Source organism: Eubacterium sp. AF17-7 (genome assembly GCF_003461285.1).
Taxonomy (GTDB): Bacteria; Bacillota; Clostridia; order Lachnospirales; family Lachnospiraceae; genus Eubacterium_U; species Eubacterium_U album.
Genome location: NZ_QTWU01000015.1, coordinates 62088 through 69929 on the forward strand (window position 1 = coordinate 62088; position 7842 = coordinate 69929).

The 7842-nt window shown below is 28.2% G+C and carries 7 protein-coding genes and 1 tRNA gene; 2 read left to right on the forward strand and 6 right to left on the reverse strand.

Annotation, left to right across the window (positions count from 1 at the left end):
* Positions 1-738: a tyrosine-type recombinase/integrase gene (locus DWW96_RS11720; RefSeq protein ID WP_117910544.1), complete on the forward strand. Its 738-nt coding sequence runs from the start codon at positions 1-3 to the stop codon at positions 736-738.
* 48 nt (positions 739-786) lie between these two features.
* On the opposite strand, the gene DWW96_RS11725 is transcribed toward DWW96_RS11720, so the two are convergent.
* From DWW96_RS11725 to serS, 3 genes are all read right to left on the reverse strand, one after another.
* A complete protein-coding gene (locus DWW96_RS11725) occupies positions 787-1806 on the reverse strand; it encodes a 3'-5' exonuclease (RefSeq protein WP_243003075.1) in 1020 nt (339 codons plus the stop codon).
* A 423-nt stretch (positions 1807-2229) separates the two neighbouring features.
* Positions 2230-2303, reverse strand: a tRNA-Arg gene (locus tag DWW96_RS11730).
* A 45-nt stretch (positions 2304-2348) separates the two neighbouring features.
* Complete coding sequence (serS, locus tag DWW96_RS11735; protein ID WP_117910546.1) at positions 2349-3635, reverse strand: serine--tRNA ligase; 1287 nt, start codon at positions 3633-3635, stop codon at positions 2349-2351.
* A 336-nt stretch (positions 3636-3971) separates the two neighbouring features.
* Between serS and DWW96_RS11740 the strand changes: the two genes are divergently transcribed.
* Positions 3972-4709 (forward strand): phosphotransferase, encoded by a 738-nt coding sequence (locus DWW96_RS11740; RefSeq protein ID WP_158562705.1) that lies wholly within the window; start codon positions 3972-3974, stop codon positions 4707-4709.
* A 328-nt stretch (positions 4710-5037) separates the two neighbouring features.
* Here the strand turns inward: DWW96_RS11740 and DWW96_RS11745 are convergent, their stop codons facing one another.
* The 3 genes from DWW96_RS11745 to DWW96_RS11755 form a co-directional block, all read right to left on the reverse strand.
* Positions 5038-5526 carry a DUF4446 family protein gene (locus DWW96_RS11745; RefSeq protein ID WP_117910548.1) on the reverse strand — a complete coding sequence of 163 codons (489 nt, stop codon included), beginning with the start codon at positions 5524-5526 and terminating at the stop codon, positions 5038-5040.
* 76 nt (positions 5527-5602) lie between these two features.
* Positions 5603-6544, reverse strand: a complete 942-nt coding sequence (locus DWW96_RS11750) for a ParB/RepB/Spo0J family partition protein (RefSeq protein WP_117910549.1) — start codon at positions 6542-6544, stop codon at positions 5603-5605.
* A gap of 240 nt (positions 6545-6784) precedes the next feature.
* On the reverse strand, positions 6785-7555 hold the full coding sequence (locus DWW96_RS11755) for an AAA family ATPase (protein WP_117910550.1): 771 nt from the start codon (positions 7553-7555) through the stop codon (positions 6785-6787).
* Positions 7556-7842 lie beyond the last annotated feature (287 nt).

Consider the following 7842-nt stretch of genomic DNA (forward strand, 5'->3'; position numbering starts at 1 on the left):
ATGAATTGGGTTGCACCTATTAAGGATTCTGAAACATTATCAAAATTTAAAGAGGCATTGAAAAACACAGACTATAAATATTACATTATGTTTGAAATTGGAGTTGGAACAGGTTTACAACTTCAGGACATTTTAAATTTCAAAAACAAAGATGTTACTGACAAAGATGAAATCACAGTTGAAATTGGAACAAAGAACATCAAAAATACTTTCAAAATTCCAGAAGATTTGAAGGCAATTATTAAAGATTATACTAAGGGAAAAGATCCTGAAGCATTCTTAATTAGAGGACATGCTTCATCTGATAAACCGGTTTCAAGAGAACAGGCTTATCGAGTTTTAAGATCTGTTGGTCACAAGATTGGCTTAACTTCAATCGGAGCACAGACAATGAGAAAAACTTTTGCTTGGAATTATTATCATGAAACAGGTGATATTTACTACTTACAGAACTTATTTAACCATGCATCACCTTCAATTACATATAGATATATTGGTGAAAAGCCAAATATCGAGATTGTATTGAAGAAAATGACACCACAGGAAAATGAACGTAGCAGATATTTCTTATATCTTAACGGAAGTGGTAAGAACAGATTAAATAATATTATTGATGCTCTTACAAATATTAGAGATAATTTTGATTCTCCTACAAATAACGATGCCTTCTACGGTAAAGTTGATTGCTTATTAAATGAACTTGATTCATTGATGGAGAATTACAACAATACAAAATAATAATAATAAAAAGGACATGTTAACGTTCCCGTCTACATGTCCTTTTTATTATTTGTCATCCAATTCTGATTTTATCTCATCTTCATCCCATATTTCTTCGATGACAATCTCACTATCTAACGATTTTTGTCTTCTCTCTCGTCTTTTTTCCCTAATGCTTTCCTGTTTTTCTCTAATACTTTCTGCTCCCTCTTCATCAGTACTCCTCATGATTTTAACAACAAAGAAACTATCTTCTTCCCGAGGTTTAACTTTTATTTTTCCTCGAACATATCCATGTTCCTGACACTCACCCAAACAATAATACATTTTTCCACTGTCTGAGAACCAATCTATAAGAACTTTTAATGGTTTATCACACACATTACATTTCATACTGCTTACATCCCTGTCAAAAAACATCTCATCTTTACTTAAAAATTCCCTTGAAATATATTTTGTATAAGTAGGAAATCTAACAAATACTTCTTCTTCCTTAATTCTAGGAGAATAAAAAGTATCAATTGAAAGCATTTCTTTTACTTTATCAAAATCCATTGCTTTCATTACTTTAGCAGTATACTCTGCATCACATATAGCTCTATGGAATTGTTCATCTTCTTTGATATTCAATTCTTCAACTGCATATGACAAAGTTCTCTTTATATGACCATCTTCATAACACAAACTATACATTTTTTGCAAATCAACATAAAATAATGGAAATTCTAATATTCTTTCCATCCCATAATGTTTCATGTTCTTCTGCAATTCTGTCAAATCCATTGATCCCCATGTACAAAAGATATAGTCATCTCCGCACCAATTTAGAAAATTTCTTATCACTTTTCTAAAATCTTCACCCGAATTTAACTCTTCCATTGTCAAATGAGTAATTTCCTGGATTTTATAATGCAATCTTTTATAAACTCTAGGTTTTACAACCTGCTGAAATTCATCTACAACTTCTAAATCATCGTTTACTTTAACTGCACCTATTTCTATTATTTCAAATGGTATGTCAGGATGATTATTGTTTTTACCATAAGGATTCTGATTCCATTCCAAATCCATTACAATATAATCCATAATCTCGGTTTTATAACCTTTCCTTTAAATATCGTACTTTACAATTGTATTATAGCAATTGTAACATTTGAGTAATAGAGTATTACACGTACTTTACAATTATCTTATTATTTTAATTACTTGTCAATATGTATTACATTTATATTTTATTTATCTATTTGATTTAATTGTTTATTTTATTCTTAAAAAGTAATAATCTCCATTTTATAGTTTATTTGTTTCTTAATTTTATCCCATGTTTGACAAAGAGACTTTCTTAAATATTTGTTTAATAATTTATTTTCTTAAAATTTTGTGTTGCCATCATTCCTGACAAATAATCAAATTCTGTTTTATTTAAATATTTATTCCCATAAACAATATATTATCCTAAAATAAAAAACCGAAAACTTTGACTACAAAGTTTTCGGTATAACATCCAGGCGTCGCTAAGAGGAGTCGAACCTCCGGCCTACCGCTTAGGAGGCGGTCGCTCTATCCAACTGAGCTATAGCGACATTTATAAAATTTTTCTGAATTTATCTTGTTTTTAAATATTTTAACTATTTCTTAGGAACAATTTTTTCCATTCCACCCATATATGGTCTTAAAACTTCAGGAATATTTACGCTTCCATCTGCATTAAGGTTATTTTCCAAAAATGCAATAAGCATACGAGGTGGTGCAACTACTGTATTGTTAAGAGTATGAGCAAAATAGTTTCCTTCTTTTCCTCTAATTCTTATAGAAAGTCTTCTTGCCTGAGCATCTCCTAAGTTAGAGCAACTACCAACTTCAAAATATTTCTTCTGTCTTGGTGACCAAGCTTCAACGTCAACTGATTTAACCTTAAGGTCTGCTAAATCTCCTGAGCAACACTCCAAAGTACGAACCGGAATATCCATGCTTCTAAATAAATCTACTGTGTTCTTCCAAAGTTTGTCATACCACATCATGCTATCTTCCGGCTTACAAATAACGATCATTTCCTGTTTTTCAAACTGATGAATTCTGTAAACACCTCTCTCTTCGATACCGTGAGCACCTTTTTCTTTACGGAAACATGGTGAATAACTTGTAAGTGTGTAAGGAAGATCTTCTTCATTTGTATGTGTTCCAATAAATTTACCAATCATTGAATGTTCACTTGTACCGATTAAGTAAAGATCCTCTCCTTCAATCTTGTACATCATCTGATCCATTTCATCAAAACTCATAACACCTGTTACAACATTACTTCTAATCATAAAAGGAGGTACGCAATAAGTAAATCCTCTATCAATCATAAAGTCTCTTGCATATGAAATAACTGCTGAATGAAGTCTTGCAATGTCTCCCATCAGATAATAAAATCCATTTCCTGCAACCTTTCTTGCAGCGTCTAAATCAATACCATTAAATCTTTCCATGATATCTGTATGATATGGAACTTCAAAATCAGGAACTACTGGTTCACCAAATCTTTCAATCTCAACATTTTCACTATCATCTTTTCCGATAGGAACTGATTTATCAATAATATTTGGAATAACCATCATTCTCTTCTTGATTTCTTCTTCTGTTGTTTTCTCTTCAGCTGTAAGTTCATCAATTCTTGCATTACCTGCAGCAACTTTAGCTTTAACTTCTTCAGCTTCATCTTTCTTTCCGTCTTTCATTAATCCACCAATTAATTTTGAAAGACTATTCTTTTCAGCACGAAGTGCTTCAACTTCCTGCTTTATTTTACGATTCTTTTCGTCTAATTCAATAACTTCATCTACTAATGGAAGTTTATGATCCTGAAATTTATTTTTAATATTCTGTTTTACAACTTCCGGGTTGTCTCTGACAAATTTAATATCTAACATTTCTTTTCTCCCTTTGCATAAAAATTTTTACTTTTACACGCCATTTCGATTATAACCCCAACACCCTATTTTTGCAAGTTTTCTGTACAATTCGTCGATTTTTCTTTTACTTTTTTATACCTATTTGTTATGCTTATATTATAGTTATTTTAGACAATATATTATGTTACTTCTAGTAAATTTTTATGCATTATGGTATAATAACCTTCAAATAAATAATTTAATTTTTTATTAAATATGAAATCGAATGAACTTTATTTATTTTCTATAAATGTTTCTGACGATTAATCACTATCCAGATATTTTAGTAATACATTTTATATGAGGAGATTTATTATGGAATTACAATTGATGAATGAAAGACGTCATAATAAAATATACAACGACGAAAGTTATACATACAAAATTTTTAATATTGATTACGACAAGAAAGATGTTTTTCAAGAAGCATTTATTACTTCTAAGGTTGAAGAACTTGATGCACACGCTCCTTTAATTGACTCTGTTTATAAAAAAGACGGACAGTGGTGTATCAAATTTGATTTAATTAAAGGTGAATCTCTTTTTTCCCTTATTAATAATAATCCTGAAAATATTGAAGAATATATTAATAAATTAGTTACTATACAGACTTCTATTCATACTAATTTTTGTACTGCTATTCCAAGACAAAAAGCAAAATTACAATATGGAATTAATAATTCAGGTTTAGATGAATCAACTCAATTTGATTTACTAGAAATGCTTGATTCATCACCAAAGCATAAAAAATTATGCCATGGAAATCTTACTCCACACAATATTATTATCTCAGGTGATGATTATTGCGTTTTAGATTGGAATCATGCATCTCAGGGAAACGCCAGTGCTGATATTGCGCGTACTTATATTTGGTTTAAAATAAATATGCCTGAATATGCTGAATTATATTTAGATTCATTTTGTAATATGACAGGAACAACTAAACGTTATGTAAACCAATGGCTTCCAATTGTTGCAGCTGCAAGAATTTATAAAGATAATCCTGGAGAATTTGATATTTTAAAATCAATGATAAAAGTAAATGAATATTAATATAAGTACGAGTATTAATTTAATTATTAATAGTTTTTATCAATATAAGCATTGTATTTATTAATAATTATTAACTTTTCGTGTTATTTATTAATTACTCTTAGATTTTTATCCATAATTATTAATAAACATATTACCTATATTCTTATATTAACCACAATTGATGTTGAATTTTTATTAAATTCAATTTCATAAATAGGGTCATGCACTAAAAAAAATGAGATTAGTCTATATTTTAACTAATCTCATTTTTATTATTTTTTATTATTTTTTATTATTATATTTATCTAACTTACTCTCTAATATTAAACTATGATGTTAACCTTTATTATGAATTCATTGCTTTTTCTAATGCTTCTTTTTCTTCTTCTCCTAATGTAGCATAAGCTTCACCTTTAATTATTTCTTTGATATATGTGTAACTTCCTTCTCTTCCATGCATTGTATTTAAAATAAATCCGGTATTTTCACTATCTAGCATACATAATGCAAAGCTTAAGTTTCCGCCCATTTCTTTAAATGCATTATATTTTACAATTCCTAACTTCTGGAACACTGAATTTATTCTATGAACAGATTCTTCTACTTTAATCATTGTCTTTTGATGTTCTACATTTATTTTTTCAATCTGTTTAAAACTCTCTCTTATTGCTCCATCAAGATTTTCTGCATTTTTTCCTTTCATAAACTTATCATATTTTTTCATTAACTTATTTAATTTCATACTTTGCTTAATGTGTAAAATAAGAAAAATCAAAAACATTACTACAACTGTAATAATATATGTATATGCACTGCTAAATATTTCCTGTATCATTTTCTTTCTCCTTTATTTTTCATTTTTACATTATAAAACTGTTTTATTAATTTGTATATATTAATGTTTTGCCAAATTACTCATGAATTCCATTGAATAATTCTATCAGTCTTTCTAATTCTTCACTTGAATAGTATTCTATTTCAATTTTTCCTTTACCATTCTTTTTTGGATTAATTGAAACTTTAGTTCCCATTACTTCTTTTAATCTATCCTGAATCTGATCATAAACAGCCTTATCCATAGGTGGAATTTTCATTCTTATTTGCTTTGGTTTAAGTATATTTTTTACCAATTTTTCTGTTTCTCTTACACTTAATCCCTTTTCAATTACAGTTTTTGCTGTATCTATCTGCAATTCTTCATGTTCAATTGCAAGTAATGCTCTTGCATGTCCCATAGACAACTCCTGATTAATAATCATCTCTTGGACATCTTCTGCTAATTTTAATAAACGCATTGAATTTGCAATTGCAGCTCTACTTTTTGACATCTTTTTAGCAATTTCATCCTGTTTTAAGTTATATTCGTCAACAAGACTCTTATATGCAATTGCTTCTTCTATTGGATTTAAATCTTTACGCTGTATATTTTCTATTAAAGCAATTTCCATTACTTCCTGAGGTGTATATTCTTTTATTACAACCGGTAATTCCTTTAAACCAGCTATTTTAGCTGCTCTCCATCTTCTTTCACCAGCTATAATTTCATAATAATCTTCTTTTTTCTGAACAATTATTGGTTGAATAAGTCCATGAATCTTTATAGATTCAGCTAATTCCTCTAATGCTTCCTTATCAAAATTTTTTCTTGGCTGTTCTCTATTTGGTTCAATATCATTAATATTAACTAACGTATCCTGAGGTACCTTTACCTCTTTTACAACTTCCTTTACAACCTCTTTTACCACAACTTCTTTTTCTTTATCTTCATTTTTCTTTGGTTTGATGGCTGCACCATAATTGGGTATCATTGATTCTAATCCATTTCCCAATCCGCCTTTTTTTGGTCTTGGCATATTATTCTCCTTTATACTTCATATTTATTTACATTTAGTTTACATAACTTTTTTTATTTAGTTTATTTTATATATGAAAATTTAATAATTATTTGTTTAAATGCATATTTTTAACTTGTTTTTTCTAAAATCCCTGCATATCCATATATAAATATGTATTTTTTTTTATTATTTATACTATTTTACAAGTCATACGTCATTTATTTAATCAATTATAAATTTTTAATTTTTATTTACTACTTATCTATTTTTATTATTTTTAATTACTTCTTTTGCTAAATTCATATAGGCTACAGATCCTGCTGATTTGGCATCATACATATGTATAGGAAGCCCATAACTAGGTGCTTCTGCCAATCTTACATTTCTCGGAATAATTGTTTTATATATATTTAAATGCATATTTTCTTTTACATTATCTACAACCTGGTTAGATAAATTTGTTCTAGCATCATACATCGTAAATACTATACCTTCAATTTCTAATACCGGGTTAATTCTTTCCTGAATTAAATTTATAGTATAGATTAACTGTGAAAGTCCTTCTAAAGCATAATATTCACATTGGATTGGAACTATAACCGAATCAGCTGCAACTAAAGCATTAACTGTTAATACATTTAATGATGGAGGACAATCTATAATTATATAATCATATAAGTCTTTTACTCCTTCTAATGCATTTTTTAGTATAAATTCTCTTTCATCCACTCCTATTAAGTCTATTTCTGCTCCTGATAGGTTTACATTTGATGGCAAAACATTTAAATTATCTACAATACTACTTGTCAAGCACTCTGATAACCTACATTCTCCAATAAACATATCGTAAACAGTCTTTTCTAGTTCCTGTTTTATAATACCGACCCCACTTGTAGCATTTCCCTGTGGATCAATATCAACTAAAAGTACTTTTTTACCTCTTTCTGCTATACATGCAGACAAATTTATAGCTGTAGTTGTCTTACCAACTCCACCTTTTTGGTTTGCAATTGCAATTATTTTTCCCATTTCAATACCTTTCTATATTTCAAGTAATTTAATTCATGTTTTTAACAAATATTATTGTAACACAGTTCCTTTTTCAAATCTATATTAATGTTTCACGTGAAACAATAATTTTTTATTAAATTTTTTGAATTTCTGAACTATTCATAAATACATAATATTGTTTTAGATATTTCATTTCTATTTTATTTAATTATTTTATTGCTAATAATAAAAATTAGCAGATATATACTACAAATAATATAACTATTTTTTATTATTACTATTACATAAGTAATATATATTCTATA

Excerpts from the sequence above, each read along its gene's own strand:
- DWW96_RS11720 (WP_117910544.1), top strand. The coding sequence starts at position 1 with ATGAATTGGGTTGCACCTATTAAGGATTCTGAAACATTATCAAAATTT.
- DWW96_RS11725 (WP_243003075.1), bottom strand. The coding sequence starts at position 1,806 with ATGGATTATATTGTAATGGATTTGGAATGGAATCAGAATCCTTATGGT.
- serS (WP_117910546.1), bottom strand. The coding sequence starts at position 3,635 with ATGTTAGATATTAAATTTGTCAGAGACAACCCGGAAGTTGTAAAACAG.
- DWW96_RS11740 (WP_158562705.1), top strand. The coding sequence starts at position 3,972 with ATGGAATTACAATTGATGAATGAAAGACGTCATAATAAAATATACAAC.
- DWW96_RS11745 (WP_117910548.1), bottom strand. The coding sequence starts at position 5,526 with ATGATACAGGAAATATTTAGCAGTGCATATACATATATTATTACAGTT.
- DWW96_RS11750 (WP_117910549.1), bottom strand. The coding sequence starts at position 6,544 with ATGCCAAGACCAAAAAAAGGCGGATTGGGAAATGGATTAGAATCAATG.
- DWW96_RS11755 (WP_117910550.1), bottom strand. The coding sequence starts at position 7,555 with ATGGGAAAAATAATTGCAATTGCAAACCAAAAAGGTGGAGTTGGTAAG.